This window comes from Tepidimonas fonticaldi, assembly GCF_007556755.1.
Lineage (GTDB): Bacteria > Pseudomonadota > Gammaproteobacteria > Burkholderiales > Burkholderiaceae_C > Tepidimonas > Tepidimonas fonticaldi.
Genome location: NZ_VJOO01000004.1, coordinates 89593 through 107424, shown reverse-complemented (window position 1 = coordinate 107424; position 17832 = coordinate 89593). Strand labels below are relative to the sequence as shown.

13 protein-coding genes are annotated in these 17832 nt (G+C 71.1%); 8 read left to right on the top strand and 5 right to left on the bottom strand.

The genetic code is table 11. The features are described 5' to 3' along the window. The first annotated feature begins 8 nt into the window (after positions 1-8). The 4 genes from Tfont_RS03675 to Tfont_RS03660 are packed head-to-tail and all read left to right on the top strand — an operon-like array spanning position 9 to position 7443. On the top strand, positions 9-3356 hold the full coding sequence (locus Tfont_RS03675; RefSeq protein WP_143968424.1) for a transglutaminase family protein: 3348 nt from the start codon (positions 9-11) through the stop codon (positions 3354-3356). Between the two features lie 52 nt (positions 3357-3408). Then, complete coding sequence (locus tag Tfont_RS03670) at positions 3409-6000, top strand: circularly permuted type 2 ATP-grasp protein (protein WP_260682243.1); 2592 nt, start codon at positions 3409-3411, stop codon at positions 5998-6000. Between the two features lie 8 nt (positions 6001-6008). After that, a complete protein-coding gene (locus tag Tfont_RS03665; RefSeq protein ID WP_143968422.1) occupies positions 6009-6938 on the top strand; it encodes a transglutaminase family protein in 930 nt (309 codons plus the stop codon). Positions 6939-6972: 34 nt separating this feature from the next. Further along, on the top strand, positions 6973-7443 hold the full coding sequence (locus tag Tfont_RS03660; protein ID WP_143968421.1) for a RidA family protein: 471 nt from the start codon (positions 6973-6975) through the stop codon (positions 7441-7443). A 21-nt stretch (positions 7444-7464) separates the two neighbouring features. On the opposite strand, the gene Tfont_RS03655 is transcribed toward Tfont_RS03660, so the two are convergent. Next, positions 7465-8052 (bottom strand): Uma2 family endonuclease, encoded by a 588-nt coding sequence (locus tag Tfont_RS03655; RefSeq protein ID WP_068610788.1) that lies wholly within the window; start codon positions 8050-8052, stop codon positions 7465-7467. Between the two features lie 71 nt (positions 8053-8123). Beyond that, positions 8124-10550 carry a DNA topoisomerase IV subunit A gene (gene parC / locus Tfont_RS03650; protein ID WP_143968420.1) on the bottom strand — a complete coding sequence of 809 codons (2427 nt, stop codon included), beginning with the start codon at positions 10548-10550 and terminating at the stop codon, positions 8124-8126. A gap of 118 nt (positions 10551-10668) precedes the next feature. Here parC and Tfont_RS03645 point away from each other — a divergent pair, with 118 nt between their 5' ends. Continuing rightward, a complete protein-coding gene (locus Tfont_RS03645) occupies positions 10669-11061 on the top strand; it encodes a VOC family protein (RefSeq protein ID WP_143968419.1) in 393 nt (130 codons plus the stop codon). Between the two features lie 14 nt (positions 11062-11075). Continuing rightward, positions 11076-11456 (top strand): diacylglycerol kinase, encoded by a 381-nt coding sequence (locus Tfont_RS03640; RefSeq protein WP_068610792.1) that lies wholly within the window; start codon positions 11076-11078, stop codon positions 11454-11456. Positions 11457-11463: 7 nt separating this feature from the next. Here the strand turns inward: Tfont_RS03640 and Tfont_RS03635 are convergent, their stop codons facing one another. The 3 genes from Tfont_RS03635 to Tfont_RS03625 all read right to left on the bottom strand — a co-directional run bounded on the left by Tfont_RS03635 (position 11464) and on the right by Tfont_RS03625 (position 15254). Continuing rightward, positions 11464-13137, bottom strand: a complete 1674-nt coding sequence (locus Tfont_RS03635) for a phosphoethanolamine transferase (protein ID WP_082955577.1) — start codon at positions 13135-13137, stop codon at positions 11464-11466. 94 nt (positions 13138-13231) lie between these two features. Beyond that, positions 13232-14584, bottom strand: a complete 1353-nt coding sequence (locus Tfont_RS03630) for an ATP-binding protein (protein WP_143968418.1) — start codon at positions 14582-14584, stop codon at positions 13232-13234. Beyond that, a complete protein-coding gene (locus tag Tfont_RS03625) occupies positions 14571-15254 on the bottom strand; it encodes a winged helix-turn-helix domain-containing protein (RefSeq protein ID WP_143968469.1) in 684 nt (227 codons plus the stop codon). The genes Tfont_RS03630 and Tfont_RS03625 overlap by 14 nt, the downstream gene beginning before the upstream one ends. A gap of 319 nt (positions 15255-15573) precedes the next feature. Between Tfont_RS03625 and Tfont_RS03620 the strand changes: the two genes are divergently transcribed. Continuing rightward, complete coding sequence (locus Tfont_RS03620; RefSeq protein ID WP_185974462.1) at positions 15574-16317, top strand: phosphatase PAP2 family protein; 744 nt, start codon at positions 15574-15576, stop codon at positions 16315-16317. A gap of 8 nt (positions 16318-16325) precedes the next feature. Beyond that, positions 16326-17828, top strand: a complete 1503-nt coding sequence (locus Tfont_RS03615) for an ArnT family glycosyltransferase (protein WP_143968416.1) — start codon at positions 16326-16328, stop codon at positions 17826-17828. Positions 17829-17832 lie beyond the last annotated feature (4 nt).

The window sequence follows — 17832 nt, the reverse complement described above, 5'->3', positions numbered from 1 at the left end:
AGAGCACCATGGCCATCCACGTCGCGCTCCGCCACGTCACCCATTATCGATACGACCGGCTCGTCCGCCTGGGCCCGCAGGTGGTGCGTCTGCGCCCGGCACCGCACAGCCGCACGCGCATCCTGTCCTACACCCAGCGCGTCGCGCCGGAGCCGCACTTCATCAACTGGCAGCAGGACCCGTTTGCCAACTACCAGGCGCGGCTGGTGTTTCCCCAACCGACGCGGGAATTTCAGGTCACCGTCGAGTTGGTGGCCGAGATGGCGGTGTTCAACCCGTTCGACTTTTTTCTGGAGCCGTCGGCGGAGCACTACCCCTTTGCCTACGCGCCAGAGCTGGCGGCGGAACTCGCGCCGTATCTGGCGCGCGCGCCGCTGACGCCGCGGTTGCAGGCCTACCTGGACGGCATCGAACGCGGCCCGCGGCGCACGGTGGATTTTCTGGTCGACCTGAATCGCCGGCTGCAACAGGACATCGCCTACACCATCCGGCTGGAGCCGGGCGTGCAGACCCCGGAGGAGACGCTGGAAAAAGCCAGCGGATCCTGCCGCGACAGCGGCTGGCTGCTCGTGCAGCTGTTGCGCCATCTGGGGCTGGCGGCGCGCTTCGTCTCGGGCTATCTGATCCAGCTGGCCCCGGACGTCAAAGCGGTCGATGGCCCGAGCGGCCCCGAGGCCGACTTCACCGACCTGCACGCCTGGTGCGAGGTGTTTCTACCGGGCGCGGGCTGGATCGGGCTGGACCCCACGTCCGGCCTGCTTGCCGGGGAAGGCCACATCCCGCTCGCCTGCACGCCACAACCGTCCAGCGCCGCCCCGATCGAGGGCGTGCTGGACGAGTGCGAGGTGGACTTTCAGCACGAGATGTCGGTGGTGCGCATCCACGAATCCCCGCGCGTCACCAAGCCCTACACCGAGGCCCAGTGGCAGGCCATCGACGCACTGGGCCACCGGGTGGACGCGGCGCTGATCGCGGGCGACGTGCGGCTGACGATGGGGGGGGAGCCCACCTTCGTCGCCACGCGCGACCGCGACGCCGCGGAATGGAATACCGATGCGCTGGGCCCCACCAAGCGGACTTATGCGACCGAGCTGCTGCACCGATTGCGGGACCGCTATGGCCGCGGCGGTTTTCTGCACCTGGGACAGGGCAAGTGGTATCCGGGCGAGCAACTGCCGCGCTGGGCGCTGTCGCTGGGCTGGCGCGCGGACGGCGAGCCGTGCTGGCGCAATCCCGACCGGCTGGCCGACGAACGCATGCCCGCTGCCTACACCGCCGAGGACGCCCGCCGGTTTGCCGTCGCGCTGGCGCGGCGGCTGGGGCTGACGACGCAAACCCTCCAGCCGGCCTACGAGGACACCTGGTACTACCTGTGGCGCGAGCGGCGCTTGCCGGTCAATGTGGACCCCTTTGACGCCCGGCTGGACGATCCCTTGGAGCGGGCGCGCCTGCGGCGCGTGTTCCAGCAGGGGCTCGCGGCCGAGGTGGGCTACGTGCTGCCCCTGGAGGCGACCGAGCGCGGCTGGCGCACGGGGCCCTGGTTCGTGCGCGACGAGCGGCTGTACCTGGTGCCCGGCGACTCCCCGATGGGCTACCGGCTGCCGCTCGATTCCCTGCCCTGGGCCGACCCCAGCGACCAGCCGCTGTGGATCCCCGCCGACCCCTTTGCCGCAACCGGCCCGCTGCCCGGTGAGACGGCCCTGCGGCGACAGTTCGCCACGCCCGTCCCGAGCCGTGGCGCAGCGGAGCCGCACCGATACCCCCAGCCGGGCGAATCGGCGGCCGGCGTGGTGCGCACCGCGCTGTGCGTGGAGGCGCGCGACCCCCAACGCGCCAACGGCCCCGCTGCCGAAGCCACCGCGGGCGGGCACAGTCGCCACCTGTATGTGTTCATGCCGCCCCTGTCGCGGCTGGAGGACTACCTGGCCCTGCTGGCGGCCGTGGAAGCGACGGCCGAACAACTCGATGTGCGCATCGTCCTCGAAGGCTATCCCCCGCCGCGCGACCCGCGCCTGAAATGGCTGCAGGTCACACCGGACCCCGGCGTCATCGAGGTCAACATCCACCCCGCCCACGACTGGGACGAACTGGTGGAGCACACCGAGTTTCTGTACCACGCGGCGCACCAAACCCATCTGTGCGCCGAAAAGTTCATGACCGACGGTCGCCACAGCGGCACGGGCGGGGGCAACCACTTCGTGCTGGGCGGGGCCACACCAGCGGACTCGCCTTTCTTGCGCCGCCCCGAACTGCTGGCCAGCCTGATCGCCTACTGGCACAACCACCCGTCGCTGTCGTATCTGTTTTCGGGCTTGTTCATCGGCCCGACCAGCCAGGCCCCGCGGGTGGACGAGGCGCGCGACGACCAGCTCTACGAGTTGGAGATCGCGCTCGACGCGATGGCCCGCGCGCGCACGATCCACGGCGACGCCATGCCGCCCTGGCTGGTCGATCGCACCCTGCGCAACATCCTGATCGACGTCACCGGCAACACCCACCGCAGCGAGTTTTGCATCGACAAACTGTATTCGCCCGACGGCCCCACGGGCCGGCTGGGCCTGCTGGAGTTGCGCGCCTTCGAGATGCCGCCGCATGCGCGCATGAGCGTGGTGCAGCAGCTGCTGCTGCGCGCGCTCGTGGCGCGTTTCTGGGACGATCCGTGGCAAGGGCAGCTGACGCGCTGGGGCACCGCGCTGCACGACCGCTTCCTGCTGCCCACCTTCGTGCGCATGGACTTCGAGGACGTGCTGGCCGATCTGGCGCGTCACGGCTTTGCATTCGAGATGGCCTGGTTCGAGCCGCACTTCGAGTTCCGCTTCCCCCTCATCGGCGATCTGCAGGTGCGCGGCATCGAGCTGACGCTGCGCCATGCGCTGGAGCCCTGGCATGTGATGGGCGAAGAAGGCGCCATCGGTGGGACCGTGCGCTACGTCGATTCGTCGCTGGAGCGGCTGGAGGTGCGCGTCAGCGGCTGGAACGACCACCGCTACGTGGTGACGGTCAACGGCCATGCCTTGCCGCTGCAGCCCACGGGCACTGCGGGCGAGTATGTCGCGGGCGTGCGCTACAAGGCGTGGAATCCGCCGTCGTCGCTGCACCCCACCATCGGCGTCCACGCCCCGCTGACCTTCGACGTGGTCGACACCTGGAACGGGCGCTCGCTGGGCGGCGGCCAATACCACGTGGCCCATCCCGGCGGACGCAACTACGACACGCTGCCCGTCAACGCCTACGAGGCGGAGAGCCGGCGGCTGGCGCGCTTCTTCCGCTTCGGGCACACGCCCGGCCCGATCACGGTCACCCCCGCCACCCCGAGCCGCGAGTTCCCCTTCACGCTGGATCTGCGGCGCGTCTGACGTTTGCACCGCCTAGGCGCGTGGTTCGGCGATACTCCCGGTGGTGAATCGTGTGACCCTACCCTCCTCCTCGAACCGCCCGCTGCACGGCCACGCCGGCGCCCTTGCGCGGCCCAGCGAACAGGCGGCCGCCTGGGGGGAGCCGTTTCCGCCCGGTCACTTCGACGAGTGGCGCAGTGGCGCGCTCGATGCCTGCGGCCTGTCCCCGGCCTGGGCGCAGTTCTTCGATGAGCTGGGCCCCGGCGGGCTGGACGAGTTGCCCGCGCTCGCCAGCGCCCTGGAGCGGCAGATTCGCGACAACGGCATCACCTACAACGTCTATGCGGATGCCGACAACCCCCAGCGTCCGTGGTCGCTGGATTTGTTCCCCTTCATCGTCGGGCCGCAGGACTGGGCGCACCTGGAGGCCGGCATCCTGCAGCGCGTGCGGCTGCTGGATGCCCTGCTGGCCGACCTGTACGGCCCGCGCACGCTGCTGCGCGACGGGCTGATTCCCCCCGCGCTGGTGCAGGGGCACCCCGGTTACCTGCGTGCCATGCACGGCGTGCGCCCGCCCGGGGACACCTGGCTGCACATCGCCGCCTTCGACCTCGCCCACGGCCCCGACGGGCAGTGGTGGGTGGTCTCGCAGCGCACCCAGGCCCCGTCCGGACTCGGTTATCTGCTGGAAAACCGCCTCGCCATCGGGCGCTTGTTTTCCGGGGCCTTCGAGGGCCTGCGGGTGCAGCGGCTGGCCGCCAGCTACCGGGCGCTCATGCGCGGGCTGACGGCGCTGTCCCCGCGCGGGGCCGAGTCGCGCATCGCCCTGCTGACGCCCGGCCCCTACAACGAGACCTACTTCGAACACGCCTTCCTGGCGCGCTACCTGGGCCTGCCGCTCGTCGAGGGCAGCGATCTGGTCGTGCGGGATCGCCGGCTCTACCTCAAGACCCTGCAGGGGCTGGAGCCGGTCGACGTGCTCATCAAACGGCTGGACGACGAGTGGCTGGACCCGCTGGAGCTGCGCGCGGACTCCACGCTGGGCGTGCCGGGTCTGCTGCAGGCCGTGCGCGCCGGCCACCTGCTGCTGGCCAACGCCCCGGGGTCGGCGCCGCTGGAGTCGCCGGCGCTGCTCGGCTTTCTGCCGGCGATCCACGAGCGCTGGTTCGGCGCGCCGCTCAGCCTGCCGTCCTTGCCCACCTGGTGGTGCGGCGAGGCGGCCGCGCTGGCGGATGCGCTGCCCCGGCTGGATCGGGCCGTGGCCAAGCCCACCCGCCCCGACCGCGACATCGAGACCCTGCTCGGCCCCAGCCTGTCCCCGAGCGAGCGGGAGGCACTGGCCGAGCGCATCCGCCAACGGCCCGAGGACTTCACGCTGCAAGCCTATCTGCCGCTGTCGCAACAACCGGCGTGGCGCCAGGGCCGCATCGTGCCGCGCTCGGCCATGCTGCGCGTGTTCGCCCTGGCCGACGGTCCGCGCTCGTGGCGGGTGCTGCCCGGCGGGCTGGTCCGGCTGGCCCCCGGCGGGCAGCAGATCGTCTCCATGCAGCGCGGGGGCAGCAGCGCCGATTGCTGGGTCCGCACCCACGGTGACATCGACCGCACGAGCTTGCTGCGCCAGGCGCCCAGCACCCTGTCGCTGGCGCTGCACAAGCGGCCCGTGACCAGCCGCGCCGCGGAGAACCTGTTCTGGCTGGGGCGCTACAGCGAGCGCGCCGAAAACACCGTCCGGCTGGCCCGCATCGCGCTGCAGGGCCTGCGCGGGGAGGACGCGAGCGACCCCGCCGTACTGGCCTGGCTGACCGCCTGCGTGCGGCACAGCGGGCTGGTGCTGCCCCAGGTGCCGGATGCCACCCAGGCCCCACGGGTGTTTGCGCGCGCCCTGGTGGCCCAGTTGGGCGCCGACAGCGGCGCCACCAGCGTCGGCTTCAACCTGCGGGCGCTGCGCCGCGCCGCCGATCAGGTGCGCGAGCGCCTCTCGCAAGAGCAGCGCAAACTGATCGATGCGCTGGCCACGGATTTCGACGACCGCTGCCGGGCGTGGGCACGACGGGCCGATGGCGGCGAGGCCGAGGTCTTCGCCGTTCTGGAGGACACGAGCGAACGCCTGTCCGCCATCACCGGCGCGCAGGTCGATCGCATGGTGCGCGACGACGGCTGGCGGCTGCTGAGCATCGGACGGCTGATCGAGCGCGTCGCCGCGCTGGCGCACGCGCTGGCCGCCGCCCTGCAAACCGGTGCGATCGACAGCGACGCCGGCTACGAGGCCCTGCTCGGGCTGTTCGACAGCACCATCACCTTCCACGCCTTGTACCAGCAGCGCCGCGATTTGGTGGCGCTGCTCGACCTGCTGGTCACCCACCGCGACAACCCGCGCGCGCTGGCCTGGGTGCTCTCGACGCTGCGCGCGCGGGTGCGCAAGCTGCCGCAGAGCGAACGCGCGGCGGGGCAGGATCTGCTGGCGATGTTGCCGGACCCGGACGGCTGGGACCTGGTGACGCTCAGCGGGGCCAAGGGCGGGTACGGCCCCGCGGCGGCGACCACGCATTTGCGCCTGATCGAGCTGCTGCAGACCTGCGAGTCGTCCGTGTTGGACCTGTCGGAGCGGCTGGGGCGCACCTACTTCAGCCACGCGGACGCCACCGCGCAGACCCTGCTGGCCTGACCGCTGCCATGCGCCTGCACATCCGCCACCACACCCAGTACCGCTACCACAGCCCGGTGGTGTCGTCCCACCACATCGCCATCCTGCACCCGCGTGACGCGGCCGGCCAGCGGATCGTCTCCCACCGCTTGACCGTCGACCCCACACCGGCCTATCAAACGCAGGAGGTGGACGTCTACGGCAATCGGCGCACGCTGTTTGCCATCGACCGGCCGCACACGGCCCTCGAGGTCGTGGCCGAGTCCGTGGTCGACACCCAGGCGCCGGAGCAACCCCAGACCGACGAGCCCTGGGAGCAGGTGCGCGACCGGCTGCGCTACCGGGCGGGGGCGCCGTATCGCCCGGAGGCGGAGTTCGTTTACGCCTCCCCCCACATTCCCCGCGAGGCGCTGGTCGATACCGACCTGATCGCCTACGCCCGGGCCAGTTTCCCCCCGGGCGGTGGGTGGCTTGCGGGCTGCCGCGATCTGACCGCCCGGCTGCACGCGGATCTGGCCTACGCCCCGGCGAGTACCGAGGTGCACACGCCGCTGCTGGCGGCGTTTCGCCAGCGTCGCGGGGTGTGTCAGGACTTCGCCCATGTGCTGATCGCTGCGTTGCGCGCGCTGGGCCTGCCCGCACGGTACGTCAGCGGCTATCTGCTGACCCAGCCGCCGCCGGGCCAGCCCCGCCTGGTGGGGGCCGATGCATCCCACGCCTGGGTTGGGGTGCCCTGGGGCGAACGCTGGTTCGACCTCGACCCGACCAACCGGCGCTGGGGCTGCGACCGGCCCGACGAGGGCTATGTCACCGTCGCCACGGGCCGCGATTACGGCGACGTCTCACCGCTGCGGGGAGTGATCCAGGGCGGTGGCGCGCACGCGCTGCGCGTGGCCGTCACCGTCGCGCCTCCGCAGGAATGGGCGGCGCTCGACTGGGCCGCGCCGGGCGCCGGCTGACTAGAATGCAAGCCCTTCACGGAGCCCCCACATCATGAGCGTTTACGATCGTTTGCAAGCCCTCGACATCCAACTGCCCGCCGTGGCGACGCCCGCGGCCGCTTATGTGCCGTTCGTGCACACCGGCAAGCTGGTGCTGCTCAGCGGCCACATCGCCAAGCGCGACGGCAAGCCCTGGGTGGGTCAACTGGGCCTGACCATGACCACCGAAGAAGGCAAGGCCGCCGCCCGCGCCGTGGCCGTGGACCTGCTGGGCACGCTGCACGCCGCTTGCGTGGCCGCGGGCACCGACCTCGATGGCATCAAGCGCATCGTCAAGGTGCTCAGCCTCGTCAACTCCACCAACACGTTCACCGAGCACCACCTGGTGACCAACGGTTGCTCCGAGCTGTTGGGGCAGGTGTTCGGCCCGGAGATCGGCGCGCACGCGCGCAGCGCCTTTGGCGTGGCGCAACTGCCCTTCGGCGCGTGCGTCGAAATCGAGCTGATGGCCGAACTGGCCTGACGGCCCGCCTCGCCGATCGGCTCAAGCGGGCGGCGGCAGGGCCAGCCCGCTTTCCTCGTAGATGGTGGCAAAGTCCGTGGTCAGCTCCACACTGTTCCACTCCACCGGATCGCCCGGCGTCAAGGTGATACGCTGCCAGCCGATGTCGCCCTGGCGCCGGTAGATTTCGATCAGCGCCTCGTCCTGCGCGATCAACACATATTCCTGCAAGCTGGGCAGGGTGCGGTAGGCCATCAGCTTCTCGCGCCGGTCGGTGGCGGCGGTGGATTCGGATAGCACCTCCACCACCAGGCGCGGTGATTCGACCAGAAAATCCTCGCTGCCGACCTGCTGGTGCTGCGGGTGGCAGGTCACCATCACATCGGGGTAGTAGATGCTCTGCTGCTTGGCCACGCGCAGCTTGGCATCCGCCATGAACGTGCGGCACGGGCTGCCGCGCAAGTGGTGGCGCAACAGCGTGTAGACATTGCCTGCGATGATGTTGTGCCGCAGCGACGCGCCGGTCATGGCGTAGATCTGCCCGGCCACGTATTCGTGGCGCACGGGGCTGCGGGCTTCGAGGCGGAGGTACTCCGCTTCGTCCAGGGGCCGGTACAGTTCTGCTTTCATGGCGGGCCGTCTCCCCACGCTGGGCGCGTGACGGCCGCATTATCGTCAAAGCAGCCGGTCCCCAGGGCCCTTCACAGCACGCGCCACACCTGCAGGGGCTTGAAGCCGAAGCTGGCATCGCGCCCTTTGCGGCCACGGGCGGCGCGGGCATTGTTGAGGCTGCGGATTTCCAGCACCTCATCCCGCCATTTGCCACCCCGCCCCACACCGTCGATGCGCACGCTGCGCAGGTAGGCCACGGCGCCGGCCAGGGTGTCTTTGCCCTCCAGCCCCATGAGCATGAGGCCACGCCCGCCTTTGGGCTGGTGCTTGAGGTCGCTCAGATCGAAGGTGAGGATGCGCCCACCGCTGGAGACGCAACACACCTGGGTGGCCGGGGCCAGCGCGGCCTGGGCGTCCCCGCCCTCCGGGGCCGTGGGCGGGGCGAGCACGCTGCCGTCCGGGGCGGCCAGCCGCACCACCATGCCACCGCTGACCAGCGCGGGGCGGCACACGGTCTCGCCCTCGTTCAGGGTGACGAAGGCCTTGCCGCCCTTCAAGCGGCTCGTCATGTCCTCCACCGTGGCCAGGAAGCCATAACCGCCCGAGCCGCTGAGCAGCCACATGGACGACGCGGGCCCCGCCAGGTAATGCACCGGCTGCGTGCCTGGCTCCAGGTCGATCAGCGTGGTAATGGGCTGGCCGTCGCCGCGCGCGCCCGGCAGGCTGGCCACCGGCACGCTGTACACGCGGCCATTGCTGCCCAGCACGATGAGCGTATCCACGGTGCGGCACTCGAAGGTGCCATACAGGCCGTCGCCCGCCTTGAAGGCAAAGCCCGCGGCGTCGTGCCCGTGGCCGGTGCGCGCGCGCACCCAGCCTTTGGCCGACACCACCACCGTCACCGGCTCGTCCACCACCTTGATCTCGGCCACGGCCTTCTTCTCGGCCTGGATCAGCGTGCGGCGCTCGTCGCCAAAGGTCTTGGCGTCGGCCTCGATCTCTTTGACCATCAAGCGGCGCAGGCTGGCCGGGTTGGCCAGAATGTCTTCCAGCTTGCCCTGCTCTTCGCGAAGCTCTTTGAGTTCCTGCTCGATCTTGATGGCTTCCAGCCGCGCCAACTGGCGCAAGCGGATTTCCAGAATGTCCTCGGCCTGCCGGTCGCTCAAGGCAAAGCGCGCGATCAGCGCGGCCTTGGGCTCGTCGCTGGCGCGGATGATGGCAATCACCTCGTCGATATGGAGCAGCACGATCTGCCGCCCTTCGAGAATGTGGATGCGGTCCAGCACCTTGTCCAGCCGGTGGCGTGAGCGGCGGGTGATGGTCGTCTGGCGGAAGGCAATCCACTCCTCCAGCATCTGCCGCAAGCTCTTGGGCACGGGCTTGCCGTCCAGGCCCACCATGGTCAGGTTGATGGGGGCCGACGTTTCCAGGCTGGTGTGGGCCAGCAGCGCGGTGATCAGCTCCTGCTGTTCGATGCGGCTGCTCTTGGGCTCGAACACCAGGCGCACGGGCGATTCTTTGCTGGACTCGTCGCGCACCCCGTCCAGCACCGCCAGCAGGCTGGCCTTGAGCTGCGTCTGCTCCTGCGTCAGCGCCTTCTTGCCGGCCTTGACCTTGGGGTTGGTGATGTCTTCGATTTCCTCCAACACCTTCTGCGCGCTGACGCCGGGCGGAAGCTCCGTCACCACCAGCTGCCACTGGCCGCGGGCCAGGTCTTCGATCTTCCAGCGCGCGCGCACCTTCAGGCTGCCGCGGCCGCTGCGGTAGGCGTCGTGGATGTCGGCGGTCGGGCTGATGATCTGGCCGCCACCGGGGTAGTCCGGCCCCGGCAGCAGGGCGAACAGGTCGTCGTCGGACAGTTGCGGGTTTTTGACCAGCGCCACGCAGGCGTCGGCCACTTCGCGCAGGTTGTGGCTGGGGATCTCGGTGGCCATGCCCACGGCAATGCCGCTGGCGCCGTTGAGCAGCACGAACGGCAACCGGGCCGGCAACTGGCGTGGCTCCTCGGTGGAGCCGTCGTAATTGGGCACCCAATCCACCGTGCCTTGGTCGATCTCGTCCAGCAGCAGGGTGCTGATGCGGCTCAAGCGCGCTTCGGTGTAGCGCATGGCGGCAGCGCCGTCGCCGTCGCGGCTGCCGAAGTTGCCCTGCCCGTCGATGAGTGGATAGCGCTGCGCGAAGTCCTGCGCCATGCGCACCAGCGCGTCGTAGGCGGCCTGGTCGCCGTGGGGGTGGAAGCGGCCGAGCACATCCCCCACCACGCGGGCGCTCTTGACCGGCTTGGCGGGCGTGTTGGCATTCGGGCCGCTGTAGCCCAGCCCCATGCGCTGCATCGCGTACAGGATGCGCCGCTGCACGGGCTTTTGGCCGTCGCACACATCGGGCAGCGCGCGGCCTTTCACCACGCTCAAAGCGTACTCCAGGTAGGCGCGTTGGGCGTACGCGGCCAGGCTGTCGGGGTCGACCACCGGCTCGGCGGGCGACCGGTCGGAAGGGGGCAACACGTCTAGACTCATGTGCGGATTGTCGCTCGCCCCGGGGCCTTTCCCCCGCCCCGCGTCGCGCGGTGCGCGGGGGGGGGCCGACAATAGCGGGCGACAGCGTCATTCCCTTTTTCGACAGGAGACCTCCGATATGTTCAGCCATGTGATGGTGGGCACCAACGACATCGACCGAGCCAAACGCTTCTACGACGCCGTCTTGGGCGTGCTGGGGGCCCCCGCGGGCGTCCGCAACACCGCCGCCAGCGGTCATGAGCGGGTGTTCTACCGCCACGGGGGCGGCACTTTCGGGGTGTCGCAACCGATCAATGGCGAACCCGCCACGTACGCCAACGGCGGGACGATCGGCTTCAGATGCGAATCGCCCGAGCAGGTGCAACGCTTTCACGACGTGGCCGTGGCCCACGGTGGCACCTCCATCGAGGCCCCGCCCGGCCCGCGCCACGGGCCCAGCGGCACGCTCTACCTGGCATATGTGCGCGACCCGGACGGCAACAAACTGTGCGCCCTGCACCGGCCCGCGTGAGTCGTCGCCCGCCCATGTCCCCGCCCGTTGTCCCCAAGCGCCGGGGGGTGGCCCGACTCTGGCACGCCGCGGGCCACTCCCTCGATGGGCTCCAAGCCGGCTGGCACGAGCCGGCCTTCCGGCAGGAAGTGCTCTTGGCCGCAGTCCTGGTGCCCGCCGCCTTTTGGCTGGGCCGGGACTGGGTTCAGATCGCCCTGCTCGTCGGCTCGGTGATGCTGCTCATGGTGGTGGAGCTGCTCAACACCGCGGTCGAATCGGTCGTGGACCGCGTGGGCCCCGAATGGCATGCCCTGTCCAAGCGCGCCAAGGACCTGGGCAGCGCCGCCGTGCTGCTGTCCCTGCTGTTTGCCGGCGGGGTCTGGGGCGCGGCGCTGTGGACCTGGTGGCGCGGCTGACGGTCGATCAGCCCGCGCGGCGGCACGCCGCCAGCAGATCGCGCTCGGCGTCCAATACCGCGCTGCGCACGCCGAACAGCCCCGCGACGGTGTGGAACACATGGTCGTGGGAGGACGGCTCCTGCGCGCGCCGCTGCAGGCAGGCCCAATCCAGCCCCAGGCGCCGCTGCATGCCGCCGTTGGCCCACAGCAGCATCGGAACATCCTTCTGCTCGCGCGGGGCCACGGCATACGGCATGCCGTGCAGGTACAGCCCGCCCTCGCCGAGCGACTCCCCGTGGTCGGAGACGTACAGCAGCGCCGTAGGGCCGCGCCGCTGCGCCAGCCAGCCGATCAGCTCCGCCAGCACATGGTCGGTGTAGAGCAGCGTGTTGTCGTAGGCGTTGACGATGTGCGCCGGCTCGCACGCCTGCAGCTGCGCCGTCGTGCACTCCGGCTGGAAGCGTTTGAACGCCGCCGGCGTGCGCTTGAAGTAGGCCGGCCCGTGGCTGCCCATCTGATGCAGCACCGCGAGCGTGCCGACCTGGCGGGCAGGCTCGGGCAAGGCCTGCAGCGCGCCGGGCAGCTCGCGCAGCAGGATTTCGTCGTGGCATTCGTCGCCACGGCACAGGCCCGGGACCTGCAGATGGTCGGTCTGGCGCGACGGCACGCGCGCGCACACGCCCTTGCAGCCGGACTGGTTGTCCAGCCACGTCACCGCCAGCCCCGCGCGCTGCAGCAGGTCGAGCAGGTTTTCCTGCGCGCGCGAGGGGTTCCAGCGCGCCCGCCCCCCCGGCGCGAACAGGCAGGGCACCGACGTCTGCGTGTTGGTGCCGCACGAGGTGACGGCGGCGAACGACACGATCGGCTGCCCCTGCTGGATGAGCGCGCGCAGGCGCGGCGTGGTGTCGCGCGCGTAGCCGTTCAAGCCCCAGTTGGCCGCGCGCGCCGTCTCGCCGACCACCAACACCACCAGCGGCGCCTCGTCCTCGCGGGCCGCTGCGGGCAGCGGCTGTACGTCCAGGCCGATGGGCTGCGGCGGCTCGGACGCGAGCGCCCGCTGGCCCACGCCGTGGCGCAGCGCGGCGTAGACGCTGTTGTAGGGATTGATCAGGTAGCGCAGCGCGCGGTCGTTGCGCATCAGCGCCGCCAGATCCTGAAACGTCAACCACAGCAGGGCGACGGCCAGCCCCAGCGCCGCCGCGCCAACGCCGACGCGAACCAGCACCGCACGGCGCGCCGGCCACCGCCGCACCGGCAGGCGCCACCACAGCCATCCCGGCAGCGCCACGCCCAGCGCCAGCGCGACCAGCAGGCCCGGGGTCAGCAGGTCGCGCGCCTCGCGCAGGTCGGTCTGGAACACGTTGGCCGCCATCGACGCATCGACGACGATGCCGTAGGCCAGCATGAAGTAGCTCGCCCCCCCCGCCAGCGCCAGCAGCGCCACCCCCACCGGTCGGCGCAGCGGCCCGACGGCCAGCCACGCCAGCACCGCCAGGTTGACCAGCGCCAGCACCAGCGCCCACGCGAGCGCCACGGCCCAGCCACGCGCGCCCAGCGGCCCCTGCACCGGCCACACCGCCGACCACAGCGGCACGTTGCCGACCGTGGCCAGCCAGCCGGCCAGCAGGGCGAGCGCCGCCAAGGGGTGCCAGCCGGCCGCGCTGTCCGCCGCGGTCGAGCCCTCGGCGCCGTCTGCCATTCGTATTCCCGTGCGGATGCCTCTCATGGCCGCGCACGATGACACCCCAGGATTAGCGCAGCCTTAAACCCCCGATCCGCGGCGGCGGACGGGGTCACCGCGACGCGGCACCGGTCTCGGGTCCGGTCGGCGCCGAGGGCCACACCAGCGCGTAGCCGGTGGCCCACGGCGGCGAAGGACTTGCCAGCCGCTCCAGCCGCGCCCCCTCGTGCTCGGCGATGCGCTGCACCAGCGTCAACCCCAGACCCAGGCCGCCGCGGTCGGCGGGTGCCTCGCCGCGGCCGCCGCCCTCGTCCAGCACCTCGACCGCCACCGCCCCGTCGGTGCGCGGGCCGACGCGCACCGCCACCCGTGCCTGCGCCGGGGTGTGGCGCAGCGCGTTGTCGACCAGGTTGCGCAGCGCCAGCCGCAGCAGCGTCGGCCGGCCGCGGACGACGGTCGGCGGCCCCTGCACCTCGGGCGGGGTACGCCCGCCGCCCATCGCCGTGGCGCACTCCTGCGCTACCTCTTGCGCCAGCGCGTGCAGCGCCACCGGCTGCGCGGCCTCGCCGCCCGGGGCGTCGGCACGCGCCAGCGCCAGCAGCTGGGTCAGGATCTCGCCGGCGCGCAGCGCCTCGCGCTCCACCGTCTGCAGGGCCGCCTCGCCGGCGGGCGTGCCCACCTGCAGCCGCGCCAACCGCGCCTGCCACACCAGTGCCGTCAGCGGCGAGCGCAGCTCGTGCGCGACGTCGGAGGTGAAGCGCCGCTCGCGCTGCCACAGCGCGTGCAGCCGCTCGACCAGCGCCTGCAGCGCCCGCTGCACGCGCTGCAATTCGTCGTAGCGCTGTGCCGGGGGCAGGCCACGCGCGGTATCGGCATCGAAGCGCTGCAGGGCCTCGGCCAGCGCCGACAGAGGCGCCAGCCCGCGCCGGATCGCCCACCCCAGCAGCAGCGCGACCAGCGGCAGCAACACCACCGCCGGCCGCACCAGGTGCTCGGCCACGTCGCGCCCCAGCTCCGCATGGCGGCTGACATCCAACCCAACGGCCACCCGGCGCGCGCCATGCCCGGCGACGAACCAGCGCCACGTGCGCACCTCGCCCGCAAGCGGCAACACCAGCGTGTGATAGCCCTCGGGCAGCGACGGCGGCAACCGCGCTGCCCAGGCTTGCGGATCCCAGCGCAGCGCCCCGCTCTCCCAGACCACCACATGCAGCTCGGGCGCATAGCGCGGCTCCGCCCGCACCGGCAGCGCCGCCGCATCCACTGTGGGAACCGGGCCTTGTACCGGAGCGGTCAACAGCAAGCGCGCAGCGGCCGTCAATTGCCCGTCGCTGATCTCCTTCGCCTCATGAACCGCGGTCTGATAGGCGCTGGCCACGAGCACCAGCCACACCCCCAGCAGCGTGGCCAAGGTCCATGCCAGCAGCCGCCATGCCAGCCGGGGGGCGCGTTCAGCCGTGGCCATCGTCCCCCTCCGCCCGAGGCGGGATGGTGTAGCCGACCCCGCGCACGGTCTGGATCAGGTCCTCGCCGAGCTTGCGCCGCAGGTGGTGCACATACACCTCCAGCGCGTTGCTCTCCACCGTGTCGTCGAAGCCGTACAGCGCCTGCTCGAGCTGCGCGCGCGTCAACACACGGCCGCGGGCGCGCAGCAGCGCCCACAGCAATGCAAACTCCTTGGCGCGCAGCGCCACCGGCTGACCGTCGCGCCACACCGCGCGCGCGGCCGGGTCGACCCGCAGCGCGCCATGGCGCAACACCGCCTCGGCCTGCCCGGCGCTGCGGCGCAGCGCCACGCGCATGCGCGCCAGCAGCTCCTCCGGTGCAAACGGCTTGACCAGGTAGTCATCCGCCCCGCTGTCCAGCCCCGCCACGCGGTCGGCCAATGCGTCGCGGGCGGTCAGCACCAGCACCGGCGCATGCAGCCCGGCCGCGCGCCGCGCGCGCAGCCAATCGATGCCGTCACCGTCCGGCAATCCGCGGTCCAGCAGCACCAGGTCGAACGGCTCCGCCTGCAGCGCACGGCTGGCGCAGGCCAAGGTCGCGCAGACATCGCAACCATGCCCCTGCGCGCGCAGCAGCGCGGCCACGCCCTCGGCAATGGCGGTGTCGTCTTCGACGATCAGGATGCGCAATCCTTCAATCTCCTGCTCGCGCGGCCTGCGGTCCAACCGACACGCTGGAAGCGTGTCCCCAGGGCGTTGGGGGTTAAGGCCTCGTTAAGCCCAGCGGGCGTTTAATCGTTCGACCGGCCGGCCGGGCTGGCGCCGTCCTTGGCGACACACCCGCGCCCGCCGACACCGCATTTTCACGCAGTGCCGGCAATCTGTCGGCTTTTCGACTGCATGTCTCGCCATGCATACCCCGCCGACAGCCTCTTCCTTTGCATCGATGTTCCGCAGCGCCTGGTTCTGGCGCCTGCCAGGGTTGTGCTTGCTCGTGATCGCAGGTTTGATGCTCACCCCACCCGTCGATGCGTTGGCCGGTGTGCAGCGGTTGACGCGCGCCGCCCCGGATCTGCTGTGGTGGTGGTTGACTTGGCTGGGCGACACACATTTCGCCTTGGCGCTGTTTCTGGCGGCTGCCATCGCGACTGGCCACCGCCGCGCGTCCCCCGCCCTGTTGTGGAGCATCGCGCCCGCCACACTGACCCTGCATGGCATCAAGGCGCTGGCGGCAGCTCCCCGACCCGCCGCCGTCTTGCCCCCTGAAGCCCTCCACATCATCGGCGACGTGCTCAGGCAGGGCAGTTTTCCGTCGGGACACACGGTCACGGCCTTTACACTCGCGGCCTGCTGGATATTGACGACTCGCCCCCCGCAGCGCGGGATGGCCGCGGCGATGTCGCTGCCGTTGGCGTTCGCCATCGGCCTGTCGCGGGTCGGCGTCGGGGCACATTGGCCTCTGGACGTTGCCGTAGGGGCATTGTTGGGGTGGCTTTGTGCCGCCGTGGCCGTCCTCGCCGCCGGGCGCTGGGGACCGCACCCGGGGGATGCGCTGCGCCGTTGGGAAATCGGCGCAGCCGGCGTGCTCGGTCTGGGGTTGTGGTGGCGTACCGTGCCCGCCACCGTCGAACCGCTGGCCCACGCCCTCGGCGGCTTGGTCGTCGGGGTCGCGCTGGTCGCGGCGGCGCGGCGGATCTGGCTGCGCCGCGCCTCGACAGGCGTGCCGCTGCGGCGACTGAGAGAAATGGAGTGATCGCAGGAATGCGCTGGATGCTTTGGCTGGTGCCCCTGGCGACATGGCTCACTGGGCTGGGCACGCCGCCATTGTTCGATGTGGACGAAGGGGCGTTTTCCGAAGCGACGCGGGAGATGCTGGTCAACGGCGACTGGCTGTCGGCCTGGCTCAACGGCGTGCCGCGGTACGACAAACCGATTCTGATCTATTGGCTCCAGGCGCTGTCGGTCGCGGTGCTGGGCCTGCACGAATGGGCTTTGCGTCTGCCGTCCGCCCTGGCGGCGATGGGGTGGGGCTGGGCGGTCTGGCGCTTCGTGCGCGAGCGCGCGGACGCAGCGGCGGCAGAGCGCGCCCTGTGGATCGTGGCGACGGCCCTGGGGCCGTGGATCATGGCGCGCGCCGCCACGGCCGATGCCCTGCTCAACCTGTGGCTGACGCTGGCCTGCCTGGATCTGTGGCGCTATCTGGAGCGAGGGCAACGGCCGGATCTGCTGCGGGTGTATTTCTGGGTGGGGCTGGGGCTGCTGACCAAGGGGCCGGTGGCCGTGCTGATCCCCGCCGCAGCAGGCACCCTATACACCCTGCTGACGCGCGACGGGTCCACCTGGCGGCGCATCGCATTCGACATGCGGGGCTGGCTGCTGCTCCTGGCCGTGGCGGCCCCGTGGTATGCCGCGATGCTGCTGACCCATGGGCAGGCGTTCGTGGACGGCTTCATCCTGCGCCACAACGTCCAGCGCTTCACCGGTACGCTGGAGGGGCACAGCGGGGGTTGGCTGTATTACCTGATCGCCCTGCCGCTGCTGCTGCTGCCGTGGAGTGCAGCCCTGCCCGCCGTGCTGCGGCAGATCAAACCCGATGTCCAGACGCCGCTGACGCGCTACCTGTGGCTGTGGTGTGGATTCGTGCTGGTGTTCTTCAGCCTGTCCGGAACCAAGCTACCACACTATGTGCTCTACGGCTCCACCCCGTTGATGATTCTGCTGGCGCTGCGCCTGCCCGCGCTGCGTGGCGCCTGGTTGATCGTGCCCGTGGCCCTGCTGGCGCTGTGGCCGCACCTGCCCGCCCTGCTGCACGAAGCCGGGCTGCGCACCGGCAACCCCTACTACCGCGCCCAGCTCGCGCTGGCCCGGGATCTGGCCCCCGCCTTGTATGCACCCGTGGCCTGGGCGGTTTTGATCGCGGGCATCGTAGTGGCGCTGCAGCGGCGCTGGCCCGTCTGGCGGCGGCTGCAGGCGCTGGCGGCCATGCAGGCCCTGCTGCTCGGCGCCCTGGTGGCGCCGTGGTTTGGCGATGTGCTGCAGGGCGCCGTGCGCCACGCGGGCCGCCTTGCGCACCAGGCCCAGGCGCCGGCGGTGCTGTGGCGCTTCGACGCGCCCAGCTTCAGCGTCTATGCCCAGTCGATCACCCCCAAGCGCCTGCCGGAGCCGGGCGAGTGGGCCCTCACCCGGCTCGACCGCCTGCCGGATGTGCCGCACACCGTGATCTACCAGCGCGGCGGCGTGGTGCTGCTGCGGCGCGATCCCTGAAGGT